Source organism: Streptomyces nojiriensis, assembly GCF_017639205.1.
In the GTDB taxonomy this organism is placed as follows: domain Bacteria; phylum Actinomycetota; class Actinomycetes; order Streptomycetales; family Streptomycetaceae; genus Streptomyces; species Streptomyces nojiriensis.
Genome location: NZ_CP071139.1, coordinates 634,206 through 654,487 on the forward strand (window position 1 = coordinate 634,206; position 20,282 = coordinate 654,487).

Annotated in this window: 23 protein-coding genes and 1 pseudogene; 14 read left to right on the forward strand and 10 right to left on the reverse strand. The window is 70.4% G+C overall.

Annotation, left to right across the window (positions count from 1 at the left end):
- The first annotated feature begins 298 nt into the window (after nucleotides 1-298).
- Entirely contained in the window at nucleotides 299-694 is a 396-nt protein-coding gene (locus tag JYK04_RS03085) for a DUF4118 domain-containing protein (RefSeq protein WP_189743655.1), read from the forward strand.
- A gap of 18 nt (nucleotides 695-712) precedes the next feature.
- Here JYK04_RS03085 and JYK04_RS03090 read toward each other — a convergent pair whose 3' ends face one another.
- Complete coding sequence (locus JYK04_RS03090) at nucleotides 713-1,405, reverse strand: sortase domain-containing protein (RefSeq protein WP_189743657.1); 693 nt, start codon at nucleotides 1,403-1,405, stop codon at nucleotides 713-715.
- Between the two features lie 279 nt (nucleotides 1,406-1,684).
- Here JYK04_RS03090 and JYK04_RS03095 point away from each other — a divergent pair, with 279 nt between their 5' ends.
- From JYK04_RS03095 to JYK04_RS03120, 6 genes are all read left to right on the forward strand, one after another.
- Complete coding sequence (locus JYK04_RS03095) at nucleotides 1,685-1,927, forward strand: hypothetical protein (protein ID WP_189743743.1); 243 nt, start codon at nucleotides 1,685-1,687, stop codon at nucleotides 1,925-1,927.
- A 53-nt stretch (nucleotides 1,928-1,980) separates the two neighbouring features.
- Complete coding sequence (locus tag JYK04_RS03100) at nucleotides 1,981-4,221, forward strand: heavy metal translocating P-type ATPase (RefSeq protein ID WP_189743739.1); 2,241 nt, start codon at nucleotides 1,981-1,983, stop codon at nucleotides 4,219-4,221.
- Entirely contained in the window at nucleotides 4,218-4,748 is a 531-nt protein-coding gene (locus JYK04_RS03105) for a copper chaperone PCu(A)C domain-containing protein (protein ID WP_189743659.1), read from the forward strand. The genes JYK04_RS03100 and JYK04_RS03105 overlap by 4 nt, the downstream gene beginning before the upstream one ends.
- 278 nt (nucleotides 4,749-5,026) lie before the next feature.
- A complete protein-coding gene (locus JYK04_RS03110; protein ID WP_189743661.1) occupies nucleotides 5,027-5,890 on the forward strand; it encodes a SigB/SigF/SigG family RNA polymerase sigma factor in 864 nt (287 codons plus the stop codon).
- Nucleotides 5,891-5,991: 101 nt separating this feature from the next.
- Entirely contained in the window at nucleotides 5,992-6,363 is a 372-nt protein-coding gene (locus JYK04_RS03115; protein ID WP_189743664.1) for an STAS domain-containing protein, read from the forward strand.
- Nucleotides 6,364-6,368: 5 nt separating this feature from the next.
- Nucleotides 6,369-6,818 (forward strand): ATP-binding protein, encoded by a 450-nt coding sequence (locus JYK04_RS03120; protein ID WP_189743666.1) that lies wholly within the window; start codon nucleotides 6,369-6,371, stop codon nucleotides 6,816-6,818.
- Between the two features lie 59 nt (nucleotides 6,819-6,877).
- Here the strand turns inward: JYK04_RS03120 and JYK04_RS03125 are convergent, their stop codons facing one another.
- Entirely contained in the window at nucleotides 6,878-7,123 is a 246-nt protein-coding gene (locus JYK04_RS03125) for a DUF6296 family protein (protein WP_189743668.1), read from the reverse strand.
- Between the two features lie 262 nt (nucleotides 7,124-7,385).
- Between JYK04_RS03125 and JYK04_RS03130 the strand changes: the two genes are divergently transcribed.
- The 3 genes from JYK04_RS03130 to JYK04_RS03140 all read left to right on the forward strand — a co-directional run bounded on the left by JYK04_RS03130 (nucleotide 7,386) and on the right by JYK04_RS03140 (nucleotide 9,556).
- Nucleotides 7,386-8,291: an aldo/keto reductase gene (locus tag JYK04_RS03130; protein ID WP_189743670.1), complete on the forward strand. Its 906-nt coding sequence runs from the start codon at nucleotides 7,386-7,388 to the stop codon at nucleotides 8,289-8,291.
- 353 nt (nucleotides 8,292-8,644) lie between these two features.
- Nucleotides 8,645-9,130: a lamin tail domain-containing protein gene (locus JYK04_RS03135; RefSeq protein WP_189743672.1), complete on the forward strand. Its 486-nt coding sequence runs from the start codon at nucleotides 8,645-8,647 to the stop codon at nucleotides 9,128-9,130.
- Nucleotides 9,131-9,271: 141 nt separating this feature from the next.
- The gene (locus tag JYK04_RS03140; RefSeq protein ID WP_189743674.1) at nucleotides 9,272-9,556 is read left to right on the forward strand and encodes a hypothetical protein; all 285 of its coding nucleotides are present in this window, start codon (nucleotides 9,272-9,274) and stop codon (nucleotides 9,554-9,556) included.
- Here the strand turns inward: JYK04_RS03140 and JYK04_RS03145 are convergent.
- Complete coding sequence (locus tag JYK04_RS03145; protein ID WP_189743676.1) at nucleotides 9,546-10,589, reverse strand: S66 family peptidase; 1,044 nt, start codon at nucleotides 10,587-10,589, stop codon at nucleotides 9,546-9,548. The genes JYK04_RS03140 and JYK04_RS03145 overlap by 11 nt on opposite strands.
- 287 nt (nucleotides 10,590-10,876) lie before the next feature.
- Here JYK04_RS03145 and JYK04_RS03150 point away from each other — a divergent pair, with 287 nt between their 5' ends.
- Nucleotides 10,877-11,374, forward strand: a complete 498-nt coding sequence (locus JYK04_RS03150; RefSeq protein ID WP_189743678.1) for a C40 family peptidase — start codon at nucleotides 10,877-10,879, stop codon at nucleotides 11,372-11,374.
- On the opposite strand, the gene JYK04_RS03155 is transcribed toward JYK04_RS03150, so the two are convergent.
- The 5 genes from JYK04_RS03155 to JYK04_RS42290 all read right to left on the reverse strand — a co-directional run bounded on the left by JYK04_RS03155 (nucleotide 11,356) and on the right by JYK04_RS42290 (nucleotide 15,644).
- The gene (locus JYK04_RS03155) at nucleotides 11,356-12,747 is read right to left on the reverse strand and encodes an MFS transporter (RefSeq protein WP_268254168.1); all 1,392 of its coding nucleotides are present in this window, start codon (nucleotides 12,745-12,747) and stop codon (nucleotides 11,356-11,358) included. The genes JYK04_RS03150 and JYK04_RS03155 overlap by 19 nt on opposite strands.
- Complete coding sequence (locus JYK04_RS03160) at nucleotides 12,722-13,318, reverse strand: MBL fold metallo-hydrolase (protein ID WP_189743682.1); 597 nt, start codon at nucleotides 13,316-13,318, stop codon at nucleotides 12,722-12,724. Before JYK04_RS03160 ends, JYK04_RS03155 begins: the two co-directional genes overlap by 26 nt.
- Nucleotides 13,319-13,404: 86 nt before the next feature.
- A complete protein-coding gene (locus tag JYK04_RS03165) occupies nucleotides 13,405-13,908 on the reverse strand; it encodes a DinB family protein (protein ID WP_189743741.1) in 504 nt (167 codons plus the stop codon).
- A gap of 57 nt (nucleotides 13,909-13,965) precedes the next feature.
- The gene (locus JYK04_RS03170; RefSeq protein ID WP_189743684.1) at nucleotides 13,966-15,138 is read right to left on the reverse strand and encodes an epoxide hydrolase family protein; all 1,173 of its coding nucleotides are present in this window, start codon (nucleotides 15,136-15,138) and stop codon (nucleotides 13,966-13,968) included.
- A gap of 338 nt (nucleotides 15,139-15,476) precedes the next feature.
- On the reverse strand, nucleotides 15,477-15,644 hold the full coding sequence (locus JYK04_RS42290) for a transposase (RefSeq protein WP_208809264.1): 168 nt from the start codon (nucleotides 15,642-15,644) through the stop codon (nucleotides 15,477-15,479).
- An 82-nt stretch (nucleotides 15,645-15,726) separates the two neighbouring features.
- Here JYK04_RS42290 and JYK04_RS03180 point away from each other — a divergent pair.
- Nucleotides 15,727-16,559: pseudogene (locus JYK04_RS03180) on the forward strand (IS5 family transposase).
- A 22-nt stretch (nucleotides 16,560-16,581) separates the two neighbouring features.
- Here JYK04_RS03180 and JYK04_RS03185 read toward each other — a convergent pair.
- Nucleotides 16,582-17,574 (reverse strand): IS630 family transposase, encoded by a 993-nt coding sequence (locus tag JYK04_RS03185; protein ID WP_425282266.1) that lies wholly within the window; start codon nucleotides 17,572-17,574, stop codon nucleotides 16,582-16,584.
- Between the two features lie 165 nt (nucleotides 17,575-17,739).
- On the opposite strand from JYK04_RS03185, the gene JYK04_RS03190 reads away from it, so the two are divergent.
- On the forward strand, nucleotides 17,740-18,072 hold the full coding sequence (locus JYK04_RS03190; RefSeq protein WP_189748735.1) for a hypothetical protein: 333 nt from the start codon (nucleotides 17,740-17,742) through the stop codon (nucleotides 18,070-18,072).
- A 99-nt stretch (nucleotides 18,073-18,171) separates the two neighbouring features.
- Nucleotides 18,172-19,056 carry a hypothetical protein gene (locus JYK04_RS03195; protein WP_189748738.1) on the forward strand — a complete coding sequence of 295 codons (885 nt, stop codon included), beginning with the start codon at nucleotides 18,172-18,174 and terminating at the stop codon, nucleotides 19,054-19,056.
- Here JYK04_RS03195 and JYK04_RS03200 read toward each other — a convergent pair whose 3' ends face one another.
- Nucleotides 19,057-20,118, reverse strand: coding sequence for an IS630 family transposase (locus JYK04_RS03200; RefSeq protein WP_202186023.1), 1,062 nt, complete (start codon nucleotides 20,116-20,118; stop codon nucleotides 19,057-19,059).
- Nucleotides 20,119-20,282: the final 164 nt, after the last annotated feature.

A 20,282-nucleotide genomic window follows, 5' to 3' on the forward strand; every position in this document is an offset into this window, starting at 1 on the left:
CCGACGTCCGGACCGGACGACAAAAAGCCCCCAAGAATGAGCATTTACCCGCTCAACAGAGCGTAATGACTCGGTAAAGAACTTTACCTCATGATCAGGACGGCGATGCCCGGCAGCGGTGTTCTGCTCGGACGCGGAACGGGCACGGGAAACCCCCGGTGTGCGCGGTGACCGACGGAGGGGAGCCGCGAAGTCCCCACCCCTGCAGTCGCTTTGGCGACGCTCCGGGCGCCCTTCCCCGGTGGTGCATCATCTCCGAGAGCCCCGACGGCGGGGCATCGCACGAAGGAGGCGTCGCATGGTCGAGTGGAAACGGATCGGCTCGGGCATTCGTCCCGTACCCAGCCCCGCCGCGACCCCCTCGGTCTGGGCGGCGGCCGCCGCCGCGGCCGTCACCCTGGTCGCCGTGCTCAACTTCCTGGACGGACCCGACGACCCCACCGTCGACCTCATGGCGCTCTCCCTCGCCGTGGCCGTGGTGAGCACCGGAGCCCGCCTCGCCGCCGCGCCGGGGACCGCCCTGCTCTGCTGGCTCGTCCTCAACGTCTTCGCCACCGCGCCCGTGGGTGAGCTCAGCTGGGAGACCCCCTACGACCTGGCACGCCTCGTCTGCCTCCTCGCCGCGGCAGGCACGGGAACGGTCACCGCCCGCCTCATCCACGCGCGGGCCGCGCACCGGCGGCTCACGCCTTAGGGGGTGTCTTGCCGTGCGTCAGCCGGCGGGCGTGGCCGCGGAGGTCTTGCGCAGCACGCCGACCTTGTCGATGCGGTGCTCGGGATTGCCCTGGGCGTCGTGCCAGAAGTTGCCCTCGGCGTGGTCCTCCGGTGTGGCGCAGGTCGAGATCGTGATCATGGCCTGGGTGGGGGCCGCCCCGGGTGCCCCGGGTACGGCGGCGCGCTGTTCGCCGAGCGAGCGCTCCGACCGGAAGGACGTCTTGCGGGTCGCGGTGATCTCGTAGGTGTACACCACCTCGCCCGCGGTCACGAGGACCGTGTCGCCCTGCCCGACGGTGGGCAGTGCGCCCAGCGGACCGCCGGCCGACAGCCGGTGCGCAGTGACCAGGAAATTGCCCACCTGACCCGGCCCGACCCCGCCCCCCTTGCCGTACGGGCTGGCCGCCACGCCGAGGTCCTGGATGCGGGTTCCCGCCACGTCGTCGGTGGTGCCCTCGTACGGAACCACGCGCAGCCCGGTGATACCCGCGGCGGGTATGGACAACGTGGATCCCACGGGGGCGGGCGCGGGCGCGGCGGCGGGGGTGACCACCGACGGGGGCGTGGCGGCCGGGGCGGAAGCGGGTACCGCGGCTCCGGCGGCGGTCGAGGAGGTGCACGCCGCCAGCAGGGCGGTCACGGCACCGGCCAGCACGGCGGGGACGGCTCGGTACGGGAACGGCAAGGACATGGGTGTTTTCCCTGTCGGTCGGTCGGCCGGGGCGTGCGGTGGGCGGGAGGCCCGGTGCGCCCGGCCAGAGTGACATACGGAGCAAGAGGTCCATAAGGGTCCGGCCCTGTGACCTCGCTCCCGGTGCTTCCACGAGGCGGGCACACGAAATCGGAAGTCGCGGGAACTTCCTTCCGCTTCGCTGCGACTACCTCGCCGGAGGAAGTGCCGTCCCGGCTCCGGCACGGCCGGATCGGCACCTCGTCCGTCTGGAACCGAGTACAAGAATCCGGAGTGACGATGACGGACCGGCTTGAGTACCCGACCCTGGCGATCACCGCGCTGAAGCGGTGGGCGCCGCCGCCCGCTCTCGCCGGCTTCGTGGCGCTCCTCATAGTGATGTTCGGCGTGGCGTACGCGGTGGGATCGGGCGCCGGCCCCGTGGCTCCCGGCATGCGGTCCACCGAGGTCGAGAGTCCGGCGTTCGTCGGGGACCTGGGGCGGCCGCACGGGCACAGCGGCGGTACGGGGGGCACGCGGTGACGGCCGAGCGGACCGAGGTGGTGGTGGGCACCACCGATCTGGTGGTCGGCGGGATGACCTGCGCGGCCTGCGTGAACCGTGTCGAGAAGCGGCTGGCCCGGATCGAGGGCGTGAGCGCCACGGTCAACCTCGCCACGGGGCGGGCCCGGGTGCTGCATCCGTCGCACGTGACGACGGAGGACCTCGTCTCGGCCGTGGAGCGGGCGGGCTACAGCGCCCAGGTGCCGGCGCCGCCCGAGCCCGCGCAGGACCGGACGCCGTCGGCGGGGACCGGGGGCTCCCCGGGCGGCGAGGAGAGACGGCGGCTGCTGATCACCGCCCTGCTGTCCGTTCCGGTCCTGGCGCTGTCGATGGCTCCCGCCCTTCAGTTCCGCAACTGGCAGTGGCTGTGCTTCGTGCTGGCCGCGCCGGTCGCCGTCTGGGGTTCGCTGCCGTTCCACACCCGGGCGGTACGGGGGCTGCGGCACGCGGCGGCGACGATGGACACCCTGGTGTCGCTGGGCGTGGTCGCCTCCTTCTCCTGGTCGGCGTACGCGCTGTTCCTGGGCGGGGCGGGCGATCCGGGGATGCGGATGCCGTTCAGCCTGCTGCCCTCGGCCGGCGGCGAGGTGGCCCACATCTATCTGGAGGCCGCGGTCGGGGTCCCGCTGTTCGTGCTGACCGGGCGTTTCCTCGAATCCCGGGCCCGCCGTGGCACGGGTGAGGCACTGCGCTCGCTCGCCGGCCTGGCCGCCAAGGACGTGACCGTACGGGAGGACGGCCGCGAGCGGCTCGTCCCGATCGGGCAGTTGCGGGTGGGGCAGGAGTTCGTCGTCCGGCCGGGCGAGCGGGTCGCGACGGACGGGGTCGTGGCCTCCGGTGGTTCGGCCGTCGACCTGTCCCTGGTCACCGGCGAGAGCGAGCCCGTCGAGGTGGGCCCCGGCCAGGCGGTGGTCGGCGGTGCGGTCAACGCGGGCGGTCTGCTGATCGTCCGGGCCACCGCGGTCGGCGCGGACACCCAGCTCGCCCGGATCACCCGCATGGTCACCGAGGCGCAGTCCGGAAAGGCCCGGGCCCAGCGCCTGGCCGACACGGTGGCGGGGGTCTTCGTCCCGGTGGTGCTGGCCCTGGCCGTCACCGTTCTCGGCTTCTGGCTCGGTGCCGGGGCCGAGCCGCAGGCGGCCGTCACGGCCTGTGTGGCCGTCCTGGTCGTGGCCTGTCCCTGCGCGCTGGGGCTGGCGACCCCCACCGCCCTGCTGGCGGCGACCGGCCGGGGCGCACAGCTGGGTCTGCTGGTCAGCGGCCCGCGGGCGCTGGAGACCCTGCGGCACGTCGACACCGTGGTCCTGGACAAGACCGGCACGCTGACGACCGGCCGGATGACCGTCGCCCGCGTGACGGCCGTGCCCGACGGGATGGGCCGGGAGCGGGCCCTGTGGCTGGCCGCTGCGGTGGAGCAGGGTTCCGAGCACCCGCTGGGCCGCGCCGTGGTCGCGTACGCCCGGCAGGAACCGCCCCTCGGCCCGCCGGCCGAGGTGACCGGGTTCCGGGCCACCGCGGGCATCGGTGTGACCGGGGTGGTGGACGGGCACCGCGTGGAGGTCTGCGCCGCGGGTGCGGACCTGCATCCGTCGCTGGACCGGGCCCTGGCCGAGGCTGAGGCGGCCGCGCACACGCCGGTCCTGGTCCGGGTGGACGGCGCCGACCAGGCCCTGATCGCTCTCGGGGACGTCCTGCGCCCGGGCAGCTACCGGGCCGTCGACCGGCTGCGGCGCCTGGGGGTGGAGCCGGTCCTGGCCACCGGCGACCGTGAGGCCACCGCGGTCCGGGTCGCGGCCGCGCTCGGGATCCGGGACGTACACGCGCACTGCTCGCCCGAGGAAAAGGCGCGGCTCGTACGGGAGCTGCGCGTTCAGGGGCGACGGGTCGCGGTGATCGGCGACGGGGTGAACGACGCGGGCGCCCTGGCCGGGGCCGACCTCGGCATCGCCATGGGGAGCGGAACGGACGTGGCCATCGGCGCGGCCGATGTCACGCTGGTACGCGGTGACATCGAGGCGGTCGCCGACGCCGTCGAGCTGGCCCGGCGGACCCTCAGGACGATCCGGGCCAACCTCGTCTGGGCGTTCGGTTACAACGTCGTCACCGTGCCGCTCGCCGCGGTGGGACTGCTCAACCCGATGGTCGCGGCCGCCGCGATGTCGGTGAGTTCGCTGATGGTGGTGGCCCACAGTCTCCGGTTGCGCACCTGGCAGCCGGCACCGCACGCACGCCGGGCGCGTACGAGCAGCCGAACGAGAGGTACGGGGCGATGACGGATGCACCTTCGGAACGGACCCCGGGCGGGCGGCTCCCGATCGATCGACGCGTGCGCGAGGGGCTGCGTGCCGCGATCGTCCCGGTGGCCGCCTGCACGCTCGCGCTGACCGGTCTGACGGCGTGGACCTCGGCCGGCGCCGCGGGCAGCCCGCCGCAGATCGCCGCCGGGAACGGCCGCGTCATCCTGCCCGACGGCAGTGGCCGGGACACGGCCGCCTTCTTCGACATCACCAACATCGGTGGCGCGGACGACCAGTTGACCGAGGTGACGTCATCCGGCGTCGAGAAGACGCTGCTCAGCCGGCGGGAGAGCTCCGGGCTCGGGGCCGACCTCGTACGGGCGGCGGGTCCGGTGCGGGTGCCCGCGGGCGGCACCGTCACCATGTCGCCGTTCGACCTGAGCGTCACGACGCGGACGAAGGAGACCCGCTGGCAGGCGGGCGACATGGTGCCGTTCGTCCTGCACTTCCGCTACAGCGCGCCGGTCGAGTTGATGGCGGTGGTGGTCCGGCCCGGCAGCTGACCCGCTGTCGGGCCGCGGCCCGGTCCCGGGGCCGGGGCCGGGGCCGGTCCGGCCCGACCCCGCGGGAGTCGCCTGGTTCGACTGGCTGGCCGAACCCGAACTCGAGGAGCTCGTCCGCCGCTCCGCGTTCGTACCGGACGCCCGCGAGGCGTTCGACCGCCATCGCGCCCTGGGCGCCCCGCTCGCGCACGAAGAGTGACGCACGGCCACGGCGTGCACAGCTTCAACCCCTTGGGAGAAGGGTATGGGGCTCTGAGGGGACACCCCGAGGAGGCTTCATGCCTGCCACTCTCCGTAGCCAGACCGGCTCCGAGCCGCAGGAGACCCGCGAGATTCGCGATCCGCGGTCCGTGAGCACCGCTGACGCCCACGACCTGTCGGTGACGCTCTTCCGGCGGCTGCACGAACTGGACGAGGGGACCGCGGCGTACTCGTACGTGCGCAACACCCTGGTCGAGCTGAATCTGAGCCTGGTCAAGTACGCGGCCACGCGCGTCCGTCACGTCGGCGCGCCGTGGGAAGACGTCCTGCAGGTCGGCACCATCGGCCTGATCAAGGCCATCAACAGGTTCGACCCGGAGCGCGGGTTCGAGTTCATGTCGTTCGCCCTGCCCACCATCGTGGGAGAGATCAAGCGGTACTTCCGTGACACGACCTGGGCCGTCCGCGTCCCGCGCCGGCTGCAGGAGCTGCGCATCGACCTGGCCAAGGCGAACGACGCCCTGGAGCAGGAGCTGGGCCACGCGCCGGGTACGCGGGAGCTCGCCGAACGGCTGGACATCACCCTGGAGGAGGTCCGCGAGGGCCGGCTCGCGGCCAACGGCTTCACCAGCCTGTCCCTCGACGTACCCGTGACGGCGGAGGAGGACGAGGCACCTGGCGTGTCCTCCCGGAGCCTCGGCATCGAGGAGAGCCGCTTCGAGACGGTCGAGGACCTGGAATCGCTGAGGCCGCTGGTGGGAGAGCTGTCCGAACGGGACCGGACGATATTGGCCCTGCGTTTCGGGGAGGAACTGACGCAGGCCGAGATCGGCGAACGCCTGGGCATGTCGCAGATGCACGTCTCCCGGCTGCTGAGCCGCATCCTGGCCCGGCTGCGGGAGGGACTGCTCGCCGAGGAACCGCCGGCCGAGACGGCATGAGGCCCCCTTGAGGCGTCCCCTCACTTCCGTACGGGACGGACAGGCATGTCGCGCCGGAACCCGGGCAGGTGCAGGGGTGCACGACGGAAGGGTGATGCCGGATGGTGCCGGAGGCGGAGAGTGAACGCTTCACCGTCGCGGTGGAGACCGTGGACGGGGCGGTCGTCCTCACGCTCGCGGGGGAACTGGACCACGACACGGCGCAGCCGCTGCGGGACGCGCTGGACGAGGCACTCGTCCCGGGCCGCCGGCTGCTGGTCGATATGGCGGGGCTGGGATTCTGCGACTCCACCGGGCTGAACGTGCTGCTGAACACGCGCCTCGCGGCACAGGAGGCGGGAGCCGGTCTCGAACTGGCAGGTCTGCACGGACCGGTCGCCCGCATGTTCCGCATCACCGGTGCGGACGGTGTGTTCCCCGTCCACGCCGATGTCACGGAGGCCCTGCGGACGCCGCACGGCGAAGGGGCCTGAGCGTCATGGAAGAGCGCGGGCCGTCCGACCGGATCTGGAGCCTCATGCTGTCCGGAACCACCGATGTCGTCTCGCGCAGCCGTGACTTCGCCCGCCAGGCGCTGACCGCCTGGTGCTGGCTCCCGGGGACGGGAGAGGTCGACCGCGAGAGCGCCGAGGACGTGCTCCTGCTGGTGTCGGAGGTGGTGGCCAACGCCTGCCTGCACGGTGGCGGACCCCGCGCGCTCGTCCTCGACTGCTCGGCGGAGCGGCTGCGGATCGAGGTCACGGACGGTAACCCGGCACCGCCGGTGCGCGTGCCGGCACGCGGGCCGGGCGACCGGAGAGGGCCGGTCGGTCACGGATTGCTGATCGTGGAACGTCTGGCGCGGGCCTGGGGCTCCGAACCGGGGGTGGACGGCAAGCGCGTCTGGTGCGAGGTTCCGTGTCCGCCGGGGATCCGCGTTCCCGGATGACGGTGGCGGGGCTGCCGGGGCACCCGCGCTGCCGGGCCGCCGCGTGTCGCGCGCCGGGGTCACACGCCGGGCACGGCCCGGACGCTCACCCGCGATGCGGGTTCCTGGTGTCCGCCGCTCGCGATCATGCGCACGTCGCCCTGGTCGCTGATCTCCGCCTGCACGATTCCGGTGTCGTCGGCGTAGATCGGATGGCCGCCGGGGCCGGTCCGGTCGGTGCGGTGTACGAGGACCGATTCCTCGCCACCCGGTACCGCATGGTCAGGGGCGGCGAATACCAGTTCGTACCTGCTGTCCCGTCCCATTCCGGCCTCCTTCGTGCGAATGCCCTGTCGCCCACCATTATCGGGCAGAGCGACGTGGCCGCGCGCTTCCGGGCACGGGCGAGAGGGAGGAAGCCTCACCTGTGAGAACGCCCCGCGCACACTCGGGGTTCCGGCTCGCGATGTGATCTTCCCCCACCCCTGCGCGCCTTTCCGGCACGGCTTTCACCTGCGCATACTCCAGGACCCGCCACGCCCCGAACCGTCGGGGGCGAGGGCCGACCGGATGGAGTTGATCAATCAGATGACGTCGCACACGGTCTCCGCGACAGCTTCGGGCACATGGGTGCTCGGCGATCTCACGGTGAACCGGATCGGCTTCGGAGCCATGCGCCTGACCGGCAGCGCGGCCTTCCACGAGGGCACTCCCAGCGACCGGGGACGGGCGATCGCCGTACTGCGCCGGGCGGTCGAGCTCGGCGTCGACCACATCGACACCGCCGCGTTCTACTTCTCGCGGCTGCGTTCGGCCAACGAGCTGATCAACTCGGCGCTGGCGCCGTATTCGGACGGCCTCGTCGTCTCCACCAAGGTCGGCCCCGCCCGGGACGCCTGCGGCGGGTGGGCCGAGTCGGCCCGGCCCGACCAGCTGCGCGGCCAGGTCGAGGAGAACCTGCGCCAGCTCGGCCGGGACCACCTCGACGTGGTGAACCTCCGCATCATGGGCCAGGAGTCCATCAGCGAGCACTTCGGGGCCCTGTCCGAGCTGCGTGACGCCGGACTGGTCCGCCACCTCGGTATCTCCAACGCCCGCCCGGAGCATTTGGCCCAGGCCGAGGCGATCGCACCGGTGGTGTGCGTCCAGAACCGCTACGGGATCGACGCGCCCGACCGGGCGGGGATGCTCAGCGCCTGCGCGGCACGCGGTATCGCCTTCGTGCCCTTCTTCTCCATCGCGGGAGAGGGGGCCGAGTCCGGCGCCGTCCGGACCGAGCACCCCGAGGTCCTCGCCGTCGCCCGGGCGCACGGCGCGTCACCGGCGCAGGTGCGGCTCGCCTGGATCCTGGGGCAGGGCTCCCACGTACTCGCCATCCCCGGGACGGGCGACCCGGATCATCTCGCGGACAACGTGGCGGCGGGGGCGCTCCGGCTGACGCCGGACGAGCTCCGGCTCCTGGACTTGAACAGAACACCGGAACCGCTCACGTAAAGGTGTCCGAAGAAATGGTCGGAGCACTCGTTACAGGGCCCTGAACCCGTTCGGCGCAGAGCGGAAGGTGGTCGCGAGGGCGGCACACCCGTGCGGAAGGGCCTCTGCCTCCGGGCCCGCCAAGGCATGTGCGGCACGCTGGCGCCGTTCGCGTCAGCGCGACATTGACAGATGTCCGATACACGGGAGAGTCACCGATAGATCCGCATTTCGCAACACGCCCCGAATTGGTGGCTTTTGGTGGCGGTCGGGGGCCAGAGTGTGGCTCCTCGGCAGGACGCCGGGAACGGTTCCAGGCCCACCCGCCCCGCACGAGGCGGACCGGGCTGCTGTCTGTTGAAGGGGTCATCTTCATGTCTGCTTCTCTCGCCACCCGCCGGTTCGTCGCCGCGTTCCTGGCCGCGGGCGCCCTCGTCGGCGCCGCCGCCCTCCCGGCCTCCGCCGACGACCACTGGCGCGACCGCGACCACCGGGCTCCGCACTCCTCGATCGTGATCAGCGACGTCCAGTACGGCACCGCCGGCCGCGACCGCTCCGACCGTGCGCTGAACCGGGAGTGGGTCGAGGTCGAGAACACCGGTCGCAGGAGCGTTAACCTGCGCGGCTACACCCTCACCGACCGGCAGGGCAACCGCTACCGCTTCGGCGACTTCCGCCTGGACGGCAAGTCCAGCGTGCGGGTCCACACCGGCCAGGGCCGCGACACCCGCCAGGACGTCTACCAGGACCGTCGCCACCAGATCTGGGACGAGCGCGACACCGCCACCCTGCGCGACAACCGCGGCAACGTCCTCGACACCGACTCCTGGAACGGCCGTCGGCACCACCGCAACGGCTGACCCGGACGGGTCATCGGCCTGACGCGCGCCCGCACCCCCCGCACGGTGGGGGGTGCGGGCGCGCGTCGATATCGGGCTGCGACTGTCAGAGGGGGGTGGCAGGATCATCGGCGGTGATCCGACCACCTACAGGGGGCAGGGATGGGGAGCACGACGTTCGAGTGGCCGCGCGGCGCGGAGGCACGGGACACGGCGGCGCTGGAGCTGTGGCTGGCCGTGCACGGCTGGGAGGTCGACCCGTCGGTGTTCATGGCCGGCGGACTCGGCCCGGCCGTGCAGGTGCAGCCGATCGGCGCGGCGGGTCAGGACGGGGAGCCCGGGCTGCTGATCCTGCCGGGCGAGACCGTGGAGTACGCGCGGGACCGGATCCGGATCGCTCCCCGGGCCGCCGCTCCGACAACCGCCGGGACCGGGCTCAGTACGTGACGACGATCCGGCGGGCCGGACCGTCCACCCGGATGCGGCCTCCGACGGGAACCACCAGCTGCGGGTCGGTGTGGCCGAGGTCGACGTCGAACACGACCATGGTGTCGGGGGCGTACTGACGCATGGCCCGCAGGACGGCCTCGCGCTGTTGCCGCCGGAAGTCCGCCTTGGCCTCGGCGTCGAGCCGGTGCTCGAACGACCAGCTCTTCGCCCTGCCCATGAGCAGCGCGGGGAACTGCCGCAGCAGCCCGCGTTCGCCCATGCCGCGCAGGATCCGGTAGACCTCTTCGGCGGGCGGCATCTCCTCGGAGGTCTCCAGGAACAGTACGTTGCCTGCGTAGGACTCGGCCGGCCCCGCCACGCGGTCGGCCATCAGCAGCCAGGAGATGATCTCCAGGTTGCCGCCCCAGCCGATGCCTTCGACGACCCGGTCGGCGTTGTGCCAGGACCAGCCGTCGGCGGGTTCCATGACGGGCTCGGATGCGAAGGTCCGCGGGTCGTCCCAGGGGCTGTCGATGTCCCCGCAGGCGCTCGCCGCGGTGAGTTCGTACTCGCCCGAGGTGAACAGCGCGGCCCGGAGGGAGTCGGCGGTCGACGGGTGCATCGCACCGGGGCGTCCCAACCCGACCATGACCGACCCGCCGTGGTAGCCGACGATGCCCAAGTCCCGGAGGAACAGCAGCAGGTTGGTGTTGTCGCTGTAGCCGAAGAACGGCTTGGGGTTGGCGCGCAGGAGGTCGCGGTCGAGGTGGGGCAGGACGGTGATCTGGTCGTCGCCGCCGATGCTGGCGATCACCGCCTTGATGTCGGGGTCCGCGAAGGCCGCGTGGATGTCCGCGGCGCGCGCTTCGGGCGTCGCACCCATCGTCCGGGTCGTCGGGTATTCCACCGGCTTCAGCCCGAAGTCGTCCTGGAGCCTGCTCAGCCCCAACTCGTAGGGCAGCGGGAACAGGCCGGGGAGACCGGACGAGGGTGAGATCACGGCGACCCGGTCGCCGGGGCGGGGCTTCACGGGATAACGGGGAATTTCCATCCGATGATCATAGAAGTCGGCGGATCCGACCTCGCGTCAATTATCCGGCGCGAGCCCCCGATGGCACGGTGGACCGGCGTGTCGGGCGCGCCCCTATGGCAATCATTCAGCCTTATCATCTCGAATCGAATGCAAAATCGAGACAAATCAGACTGTGTCCCGCGCTGTTCGGTGGATCCCGTCGGAGAAAACTGGTCCGCCGTCAGAGCCATGACGCATTCGACCGAGAACAGGACCCCGATCACTGATCTGACTGTTGCCTGCCAACCGACCGCGGAGGTGTCACGATGCCCTGCTTGAGGACCGACTTCCGAAAGGCCCCCAAGGGCCTTCTCCCCACGTGTTGTTGCCCCAGAACCCGCGCCATACTCTCCCTGCTGCTCCTGACGGCCGCCGTGACGACCGGCCCCGCGGCCCCGGCGCACGCCGCCGCCACGTATGGCGAGAAAGCCGTCGCGGTGGCCGCCTCCAAACAGGGCTCGCCGTATGCCTACGGCGCCACCGGCCCCAAACGCTTCGACTGCTCGGGCCTCACCCTCTACGCCTTCAAGAAGGCGGGCAAACGGCTGCCGCGCACCGCCGAGCAGCAGTACGAGCACACCGTCCACATTCCCGAGGCCGATCGCGCGGCCGGGGACCTGGTCTTCTTCCCCAGCGGCGCGACCATGACCCACGTAGGGATCTACGCCGGCGACGACCGCATCTGGCACGCTCCCCGGCCCGGCACCCGGGTGCGCCTGGAGCGGATCTGGAGCTCAGCGGTCCGCTACGGGCGCGCCACCTGATCGGGCACCCGGCCGGTCCGGGCCCTTCGGTCCTGGTCTCCCGCCGCGACGGCGGCCGGATCCGGGTCCGCGGGCAGCCTGCGTACCGCCCGTACGCTCGGGGCGAGCAGCAGCACCAGGCTCGCCAGGACCATCAGTGCGGCACTCCAGAGAAGGACCGACTCCGCACCGAGGGAAGTCGCCGCGGCGCCCACGACGAGGTAGCCGAGCGGCACGGACATGAGCTCACCGGCCGAGTTGAAGGAGCCGACCCGACCGAGCACCTCGGACGGGAGCTGCTCCTGCACGGCGGTGTTCCAGCACACGATCGCGATGTCGAGGCCGACGCCCGCCATGACGCTCGCCCCGGCCAGCACGGCGAGCGGTGCGCCCCAGGCGAGTGCGAGGAAGGGCAGCGCGAGAGGCAGGTTGGCGCATACGCACACGACCATGATCCTGGACGGCTTCCATTTGAGTGAAACCATTCCACCCAACAGCAGGCCCGCCGCGAATGCGCCCTGGACGATTCCCCAGGAAGGAGCACCGAGACGACTGTTCTGGGCGATCACCGGGCCGAGGAGCTGATAGCCGCCGAGCCAGAGGGCGACGACCACGGTGCCGGACAACGTATAGGACCAGACCCAGAAGAGACAGGAGAACTCTTTCCAGCCGTCCTTGAAGTCGCGGAACACTGAAGCCGTGGCCTTGACGGGCCCGGACACGTCGAGACGGCTGCAGAGGAAGGCCGCGACCGCGAAACTGGCGGCGTCCCAGCCCAGGGTCAGCTCCGGGCCGACGAGGGCGACGAGGGCGCCGCCGACCGCCGGCGCGAGGATGCGGATGAGGTTGCCGGGCAACCGCATCAGCGCGTTCGCCTGCTGCAGCTCGCCGGGATCGACGAGCTGCGGCAGGAGGCTGTTCATGGCGGGCTGGGTCAGCGCCGACGCGCAGCCCGCCAGCGCCGCGAACAGGGCGATCCGCCCGGTGGTGGCCGTTCCCGTCGCCACGAGCAGTGCGACACAGCCCTGGGTGACGGCAGGCAGCACATTGCCGATGACGATGGTCCGTTGCCGGGAGAACCGGTCCGCGATCACTCCTCCGACGAGGAGCAGGACGAGCTGCGGAGCGGTGTTGGCGGCGAGGACGATCGCCAGGGACGCCGGGCTGCTGTCGAATCCGAACACGGCGAAGGCCAGGGCCACGGGGGCCATCGCCGTTCCGCTCATCGAGATCAGACGTGCCAGGAGGAATAATCTGAACGGCTTGTGCCGCAGCGTGGAGAGGGATCCATGTCGAACCATTCGACGGAGACTAACCTGCTCCTGCGCAGGTGGCGGGGCCGGGAGGGGACACGGAGGAGCCGGCGCCTCAGAGCGATTCGCCGGGCCGCAGATAGCGGTAGCCGTGCGAAGTCTCCTGACCGAGCCAGCCGTTGACGCTGCCGAGACCGCGGTCGTTGATCTGTGCGTCGTGAATGGCGAACGCCCGCCGCGGCCCCACGGCCTTGACGAAGTCGATCACCTCCGCCATTTTCAGCCAGGACCCCTGCGCCGGCACCAGCAGCGTCTCGATCTCCTGCTCGGGCACGTGCAGCGAGTCACCCGGGTGGTAGACCGCGTCGTCGACGACGTAGCCGAGGTTCGCGCAGTCGGGTTGGCCGCCGTAGATGAAGGCATGGCGGCCGCCGACCGCCCGTATCCGGAAGTCCGCGGCGGTGAACTCCGCACCGGAGGACACCCCGATGACGTCCAGCTCCGGAATGTCCGCCTCGGCGGGGGCGTAGACCGGTACGCCGAGCCCCGCCAGGCGCAGCACGTCGACGTGGTCGATGTGCTCGTGGGTCACCAGCACGGCGTCCGCGCCGGCCAGGGCGGCCGGTTCGCTCCACGTACCGGGATCGATGACGAGAACCCGGCCGCCCTGCTCGATCCGGACACATGCGTGGGTGTACTTCGTGATCTTCATGACTTCGGACCGTACCGTGCCGGGCCCCACCGCGGCCCGGTCATTTTCCGGGTCGTGGCGGGGTCATGGGCGGGGTCATGGCGGGGTCATTCCCCGGTCGTCCCGTCGATGGCCTCGCGCAGCAGGTCCGCGTGCCCGTTGTGGCGGGCGTACTCCTCGATCATGTGGGTCAGGATGTAGTGCAGCGAGTACGGCTGGTCGCCGAAGTGCCCTGTCGCGTTGAGGGACTCGGCGGCGTCCACGATCGCGCGCGACCGCTCGCAGGTCTCCTCCCAGATCCTGAACGAGTCGGCCACGTCGGCGTCCTCGACGTCGAACTCCGTCCACTCCCCCGCCTCGTTCCCCGGGAAGTAGCCGCGTACGTCCTCCCCGGCCAGGACGTTGCGGAACCATCCGCGCTCGACCTCCGCGAGGTGACGCACCAGCCCCAGCAGACTCAGGCCGGACGGGGCCACCGCCCTCGTCCGCAGCTGCTGTTCGGTCAGCCCCGCGCACTTCATCATCAGGGTGTCCCGCTGCCGCTGCAGGATGCTGGTCAAGGTGGCGCGCTCGTCGCCCGTCAGCACGGGCCGGGTCCGCTGTTCATCGATCACCGGGCGATCATCACATCCGGTGCCGGCGCCGGCCCACGCGATTTCACATGCTGGTCAGCGCAGTTGCCGGAAGAAGGCGCGGATGTCCCCCACCAGGAGATCGGGCACCTCCATGGCGGGGAAGTGGCCGCCCCGGTCGTACGAGGTCCAGCGCACGATGCTGTCGGTGCGCGCGGCGACGTGGCGCAGCGGGATGAAGTTGTCCCGGGGGAAGTCGGCCAGTGCGGTCGGGGTCCGCGACACCTCGGGCGGCAGGCCCGCGTAGGCGGCGTGGGCCCGCTCGTAATAGATGCGGGCCGCGCTGCCGGCCGTTCCGGTGAGCCAGTACAGCGTCACATTGGTCAGCATCTGGTCCCGGTCCACCGGGCACGCGGGATCGCTCCACTCGGTGAACTTCTCCGCGATCCAGGCGAGCAGTCCGACCGGCGAGTCGTTGAGCCCGTACGCGAGGGTCTGGGGCCGGGTCGCCTGGATGTCGGCGTACCCCTGCCGCTCGCGCGCCCAGGTGCGGTACCGCTCCCAGGAGGCCAGCGTGCGCTCCCGTTCCGCGGGGGACAGGGCGGCCAGTTCCTCCGGCCCGGGTTCGGCGGTGGCCCCGCCCCCGGGCAGCAGGTTCAGGTGCACGCCGATCACGCGGTCCGGCCGGATCAGCCCGAGTTCCCGCGAGATCGCGGCGCCCCAGTCGCCGCCCTGCACCCCGTACGACCGGTGGCCGAGGCGGTCCATCAGCACGCCGAAGGCCCGGGCCACCCGTTTGAACTCCCAGCCCGGCTCGGTCGTGGGCCCCGAGAGGCCGAAGCCGGGGATGCTCGGCAGCACCAGGTGGAAGGCGTCCGCCGGGTCGCCGCCGTGCGCCCGGGGGTCCGTGAGCGGGCCCGCGACGCGCTGGAACTCCACCGGCGAGCCCGGCCAGCCGTGGGTCATCAGCAGCGGGGTCGCGTCCGGCTCGGGCGAGCGGATGTGTGCGAAGTGCACCCGCGCACCGTCGATGACCGTGGTGAACTGCGGCCACTCGTTCAGCCGGGCCTCGGCCGCCCGCCAGTCGTACCCGTCGCGCCAGTGGTCGACGAGCTCCCGCATCCGGGCGAGCGGCATCCCGTACCCCCAGCCGACCCCGGGCAGCTCGTCGGGCCACCGCACCCGGCCCAGCCGCTCCCGCAGGTCGTCCAGCTCCCCCTGCCCCACATGGAGCCGAAACCCGTGCAACCGCTCGTCAAGATCACTCATGCCGCGCATGCTAAGGGCTGTCGGAGCGGGTCGGGGCGGGGGTCTCCGGGGTGGCATGTGAGGTGGAAGGCCAGGGGCCGGCAGCGGCCGTCGGCGGCGAGGTGGATCTTCGTGGTCAGCCCGCCGCGCGACCGGCCGATCGCATGGTCGTCCGGCTCGCCGACCGGGGCCCCCTTTTTCGCGCACGGCCGCTTGCTGGTGGGCCCGCACGATCGTGGAGTCCACCGAGACGGCCCAGTCCAGCTCCTCTTCGGCATCGGCCTGAACCTCAACGCGGTGAACACTCGCTCCCAAGTGCCGTCAACTGCCCACGTCCGCAGTCGGTTGTAGACGCCTCGTCAGTTGCCGTACCTCTCCGGCAGATGGACCCACTGCGTTCCCGTCTGGAACTTGAAGGCGATCGCGTCGATCACCTCACGATGATCCCGCCAGCGGCCACGCCGCTTCGGCGTTCGGTCCGGGAGTAACGGCTCAATCCGTGCCCACTGCAGGTCAGCCAACGTCACACCCGGAGCAACGACCCGGCTGATCCAAACGGAACTGCCTAGGCCGTGTCCGCAATGTCGATCGGTCGTTACTCCGTTCGTGGTGCGACGTCATGAACTGACCGATCAGGCCTGGGAAATCATCGGACCGTTACTGGCTCCGCCCCGGATGGGACGTCCGGTGCGGGACCGGCGGCAGGTCCTCAACGGCATCCTGTGGAAGCTGTCCACGGGTGCTGCCTGGCGGGACCTGCCCGAACGGTATGGGCCGTGGAAGACGGTCTACGAACGGTTCCGCCGCTGGTCGGCGGACGGAACCTGGGACCGGCTCCTGGCCCACGTCCAGCAGCACTCGGATGCGATCGGCGAAGTCGACTGGTCGGTCGTCTGCGTCGACTCGACGATCGTGCGGGCCCACCAGCACGCTGCCGGAGCCCGAAAAGGGGGCCCTGGACCGGTGAGGCACTCGGCCGGTCCCGAGGCGGACTGAGCACCAAGATCCACCTCGCCTGCGACGGCCGGGGCCGCCCTCTCGCGTTCACGCTCACCGGCGGGAACGTGAACGACTGCACGCAGTTCGAGCCGGTCATGGCCCGCATCCGCATCAAGCGGTGCGGGCCGGGCCGGCCCCGGACCCGACCGGAACGGGTGGTCGGCGACAAGGGCTACTCATCCCGCAAGATCCGCTCCTACCTGCGCAAACGCGGCATCGCCTGCACCATCCCCGAACGCGTCGACCAGATCAGCGGACGGCGTCGACGCGGAGAGAGCCTGTGCCGTCTCGACCGTGAGGTCTACCGGCGCCGCAACGTCGTCGAACGCTGCTTCAACAGGCTCAAGCAGAACAAGGCCCTCGCCACCCGCTACGACAAACGAGCCCGCCACTACAAAGCCCTGGTCACCCTCGCCTGCCTGCGACTATGGCTCCCCGGCTGACATTGCGGACACGCCCTATTGATCAGAAACTCAAGGGGTTCTCGTCGAGGACGTAGCGGACGTGCGGGCCGCCGAAGTAACCGCGGACGATGTGTGGTTGACGCTGGCGCCTGTGGAAGAATCTGCGGGTTTCGGCGGCGAGTTCGGCCTGGTTCCTGGCCCGGTGGGTGTGGGGCAGGCTGCGTTTGAGGTCGGCGTTGACCAGCTCGTCGGGGTTCAGCTCGGGTGAGTACGAGGGCAGGAAGTGCAGCTCGATCTGGTCCTGGTGGTCGGCGAGCCAGGCCCGGACTGTCTTCGAGCGGTGGGCCGAGTGCCTGTCGACGATCAGGTGGATCTTCCGGTCGAAGTGCCCGACGAGCCGGACGAGGAAGCGGCACATGACCTTCGCGTCGAACGACTCGGTGAAGACCATGAAGTGCATCCGGCCGCGGGTGCTGATCGCGGACATCGCGTTCACGGAGAACCGGTTCCCGGTGCGGCGGACGATGGGAGTCGTGCCCTTGGCGCCCCAGGTGCGGCCGGTGACCTGGTCCGAGCGGACCCCGACCTGGTCGCCGAAGAGAACTTCGCCGTTCTCCGCCTTCGCCCTGGCCCGGATCGCCGGCCAGGTTTCCTCGTGCCAGACCCGGACCGCTTCCGCGTCCTGCTCGACCGCCCGTTTGTCCGGACGCTGGAAGGTCAGCCCCCAACGCTTGAGGTACTTGCCCACCCCGGGCTCGGTGAAGCGGACCCCGTACAGCTTGAAGACCAGCTCGCCTATCTGCCCCCGCGTCCACAACTGACCAGAAAGTCCCACGTCGGAGGGGACGTGATCGAGGACAGCCTGCCGAACGGCGGCCTGCTCGGCCTCAGACAGGACCTGGTGCTCACCCACGCGACGGCCTCGTGGGCGGGACAGCAGTGCGTCCCGGCCGCCGGCTTGCCACTTCGCCCACCAGTTGTCCACGGCCTTGACCGACACCTTGAACAGGGCGGCAACCTCAACCCGGTCCCGGCCCTCCACCAGAGCCGACACCGCCGGCAACCGCACAGCCTCCTGCGCATCCGGCGACCAGGCCCGCGCATCCCCCACCAGATCACTCACACACCATCAACGAGCCTGAACCCAAAGCGTTTCGGATCAATAGGAGGAGCAACGGACCCACCAGCTCCAGATCTCGGGCCAGAATTCCGGAAACGCTTGAAATCGATCGCCACCGCACTCGCCATCATCATCGGCAAGCATTACCTGCTGGGATCCGACCCATTCCAGATCGACGATCTCGGCGACTTCCTGAGCGATTGGGGGGCGATGCTAACGCCCTTGGGGAACGAGGTGAAAACGCTACTGAATCGTCGCGGCCGGCGGAACGAACCGACTGAGGACCAGGAACCTGGCACAGCGGACGCCACCGATGACGAAGCCGACACAACTGTCGGCCAGAGCTCCCCGCCCGCCCCGCCGAACGTAGAGAGCGTGGACACCGGGGGCCAAGGAAATCCGCCAGGCCCCGGCGACACCCCTCCGCTGTAGCGAACCGCCACGACCGCCAGCCGTCGCGATCAGCGGCCTTGGCTCAGGGCGCGACCCATTCAGGTGCGGCGCTGTCTTCGCCTACGGCACGATGTGCCCATGGACCTCCAAGGAATCGGCGCAGTCGCGGCTGCGGGCGTCACCCTGGCAACTATCCCCGTACTCCTCATCACCGGCCGGTGGCAAACCCGTGCCGCCTTGCAGGGCGCGCAGGAAGCGGGGCGTGCCGGGTTCGCGCAGGCGCAAGCGACGTACAACTCTGCTCTGGATGCAGTGAACGCCCAGGCGTCTGCCGCGCACGCCCAGTGGCGCCACGGTATCCAACGAGATGCCTACGCCTCGTTCCTCCTGGCCGCTCAGCAGGTTGCTGAGGCAGGAGACCAACTCATGATGGAGACGACTGCCGAAGCAGCGACAGTGCGCACAGCAGAGCTCGACAGCGCCAAAGCCGCTCTACGAGCCGCGGCCCAAATCGTCACACTGGAGGGTCCAGACAGCGTCGACGGCGCCGCCCACAGCATCCTCGCTTGCAGCCTCTCCCTCGCGAATATGCACGTTAGCGATGCAGCGATGAACCGGCTTCGAGAACGGCTCCTCACCATGTCTGAGCTGCGCGGGGGAGATACGGACACCGTAACGCGCGATCGGGCCAGGAGGCTCCTCACGGCCAGCGCACGGCTCCAGACCGCCATAGCTGAGAACCCGCATCCACTCCCAAATATCAACGACTACAGGTATACACCGGAGGTCATACCCACCGCCGTGGCAGACGCGGCTGCGGAAGCCAGCGCCGCCCTTTCAGCGTTTCCGGACCGAACCTTCAGTGGGGAGGAGCTGAACGTCCTCAGCAACATGCAGTACCGCGGCCCCTTCTTGACCCAACCCCGCTACCACGAGAGACGACGCGAACTGGAAGAGGCCCACGTGGAATTCCTCCGCACAGCACGCGCGGAACTCGGTTCAACGAGTAGTAACGCCTATTGATCAGAAACTCAAGGGGTTCTCGTCGAGGACGTAGCGGACGTGCGGGCCGCCGAAGTAACCGCGGACGATGTGTGGTTGACGCTGGCGCCTGTGGAAGAATCTGCGGGTTTCGGCGGCGAGTTCGGCCTGGTTCCTGGCCCGGTGGGTGTGGGGCAGGCTGCGTTTGAGGTCGGCGTTGACCGGCTCGTCGGGGTTCAGCTCGGGTGAGTACGAGGGCAGGAAGTGCAGCTCGATCTGGTCCTGGTGGTCGGCGAGCCAGGCCCGGACTGTCTTCGAGCGGTGGGCCGAGTGCCTGTCGACGATCAGGTGGATCTTCCGGTCGAAGTGCCCGACGAGCCGGACGAGGAAGCGGCACATGACCTTCGCGTCGAACGACTCGGTGAAGACCATGAAGTGCATCCGGCCGCGGGTGCTGATCGCGGACATCGCGTTCACGGAGAACCGGTTCCCGGTGCGGCGGACGATGGGAGTCGTGCCCTTGGCGCCCCAGGTGCGGCCGGTGACCTGGTCCGAGCGGACCCCGACCTGGTCGCCGAAGAGAACTTCGCCGTTCTCCGCCTTCGCCCTGGCCCGGATCGCCGGCCAGGTTTCCTCGTGCCAGACCCGGACCGCTTCCGCGTCCTGCTCGACCGCCCGTTTGTCCGGACGCTGGAAGGTCAGCCCCCAACGCTTGAGGTACTTGCCCACCCCGGGCTCGGTGAAGCGGACCCCGTACAGCTTGAAGACCAGCTCGCCTATCTGCCCCCGCGTCCACAACTGACCAGAAAGTCCCACGTCGGAGGGGACGTGATCGAGGACAGCCTGCCGAACGGCGGCCTGCTCGGCCTCAGACAGGACCTGGTGCTCACCCACGCGACGGCCTCGTGGGCGGGACAGCAGTGCGTCCCGGCCGCCGGCTTGCCACTTCGCCCACCAGTTGTCCACGGCCTTGACCGACACCTTGAACAGGGCGGCAACCTCAACCCGGTCCCGGCCCTCCACCAGAGCCGACACCGCCAGCAACCGCACAGCCTCCTGCGCATCCGGCGACCAGGCCCGCGCATCCCCCACCAGATCACTCACACACCATCAACGAGCCTGAACCCAAAGCGTTTCGGATCAATAGCGGCGGTAGCCGCTCGGGCCAAGGAATGCGTGTCGAAGACATTCGCCTGCGGGCCTCCGCCGGGTGAAGAGGGGACGTTCATGTCCGCAACCTCCGCGCTCCGAGGGCTACATCCACCGTA

Coding starts and splice junctions, on each gene's coding strand:
- JYK04_RS03085 (WP_189743655.1), top strand. CDS start 299: ATGGTCGAGTGGAAACGGATCGGCTCGGGCATTCGTCCCGTACCCAGC.
- JYK04_RS03090 (WP_189743657.1), bottom strand. CDS start 1,405: ATGTCCTTGCCGTTCCCGTACCGAGCCGTCCCCGCCGTGCTGGCCGGT.
- JYK04_RS03095 (WP_189743743.1), top strand. CDS start 1,685: ATGACGGACCGGCTTGAGTACCCGACCCTGGCGATCACCGCGCTGAAG.
- JYK04_RS03100 (WP_189743739.1), top strand. CDS start 1,981: ATGACCTGCGCGGCCTGCGTGAACCGTGTCGAGAAGCGGCTGGCCCGG.
- JYK04_RS03105 (WP_189743659.1), top strand. CDS start 4,218: ATGACGGATGCACCTTCGGAACGGACCCCGGGCGGGCGGCTCCCGATC.
- JYK04_RS03110 (WP_189743661.1), top strand. CDS start 5,027: ATGCCTGCCACTCTCCGTAGCCAGACCGGCTCCGAGCCGCAGGAGACC.
- JYK04_RS03115 (WP_189743664.1), top strand. CDS start 5,992: ATGGTGCCGGAGGCGGAGAGTGAACGCTTCACCGTCGCGGTGGAGACC.
- JYK04_RS03120 (WP_189743666.1), top strand. CDS start 6,369: ATGGAAGAGCGCGGGCCGTCCGACCGGATCTGGAGCCTCATGCTGTCC.
- JYK04_RS03125 (WP_189743668.1), bottom strand. CDS start 7,123: ATGGGACGGGACAGCAGGTACGAACTGGTATTCGCCGCCCCTGACCAT.
- JYK04_RS03130 (WP_189743670.1), top strand. CDS start 7,386: ATGACGTCGCACACGGTCTCCGCGACAGCTTCGGGCACATGGGTGCTC.
- JYK04_RS03135 (WP_189743672.1), top strand. CDS start 8,645: ATGTCTGCTTCTCTCGCCACCCGCCGGTTCGTCGCCGCGTTCCTGGCC.
- JYK04_RS03140 (WP_189743674.1), top strand. CDS start 9,272: ATGGGGAGCACGACGTTCGAGTGGCCGCGCGGCGCGGAGGCACGGGAC.
- JYK04_RS03145 (WP_189743676.1), bottom strand. CDS start 10,589: ATGGAAATTCCCCGTTATCCCGTGAAGCCCCGCCCCGGCGACCGGGTC.
- JYK04_RS03150 (WP_189743678.1), top strand. CDS start 10,877: ATGCCCTGCTTGAGGACCGACTTCCGAAAGGCCCCCAAGGGCCTTCTC.
- JYK04_RS03160 (WP_189743682.1), bottom strand. CDS start 13,318: ATGAAGATCACGAAGTACACCCACGCATGTGTCCGGATCGAGCAGGGC.
- JYK04_RS03170 (WP_189743684.1), bottom strand. CDS start 15,138: ATGAGTGATCTTGACGAGCGGTTGCACGGGTTTCGGCTCCATGTGGGG.
- JYK04_RS03195 (WP_189748738.1), top strand. CDS start 18,172: ATGGACCTCCAAGGAATCGGCGCAGTCGCGGCTGCGGGCGTCACCCTG.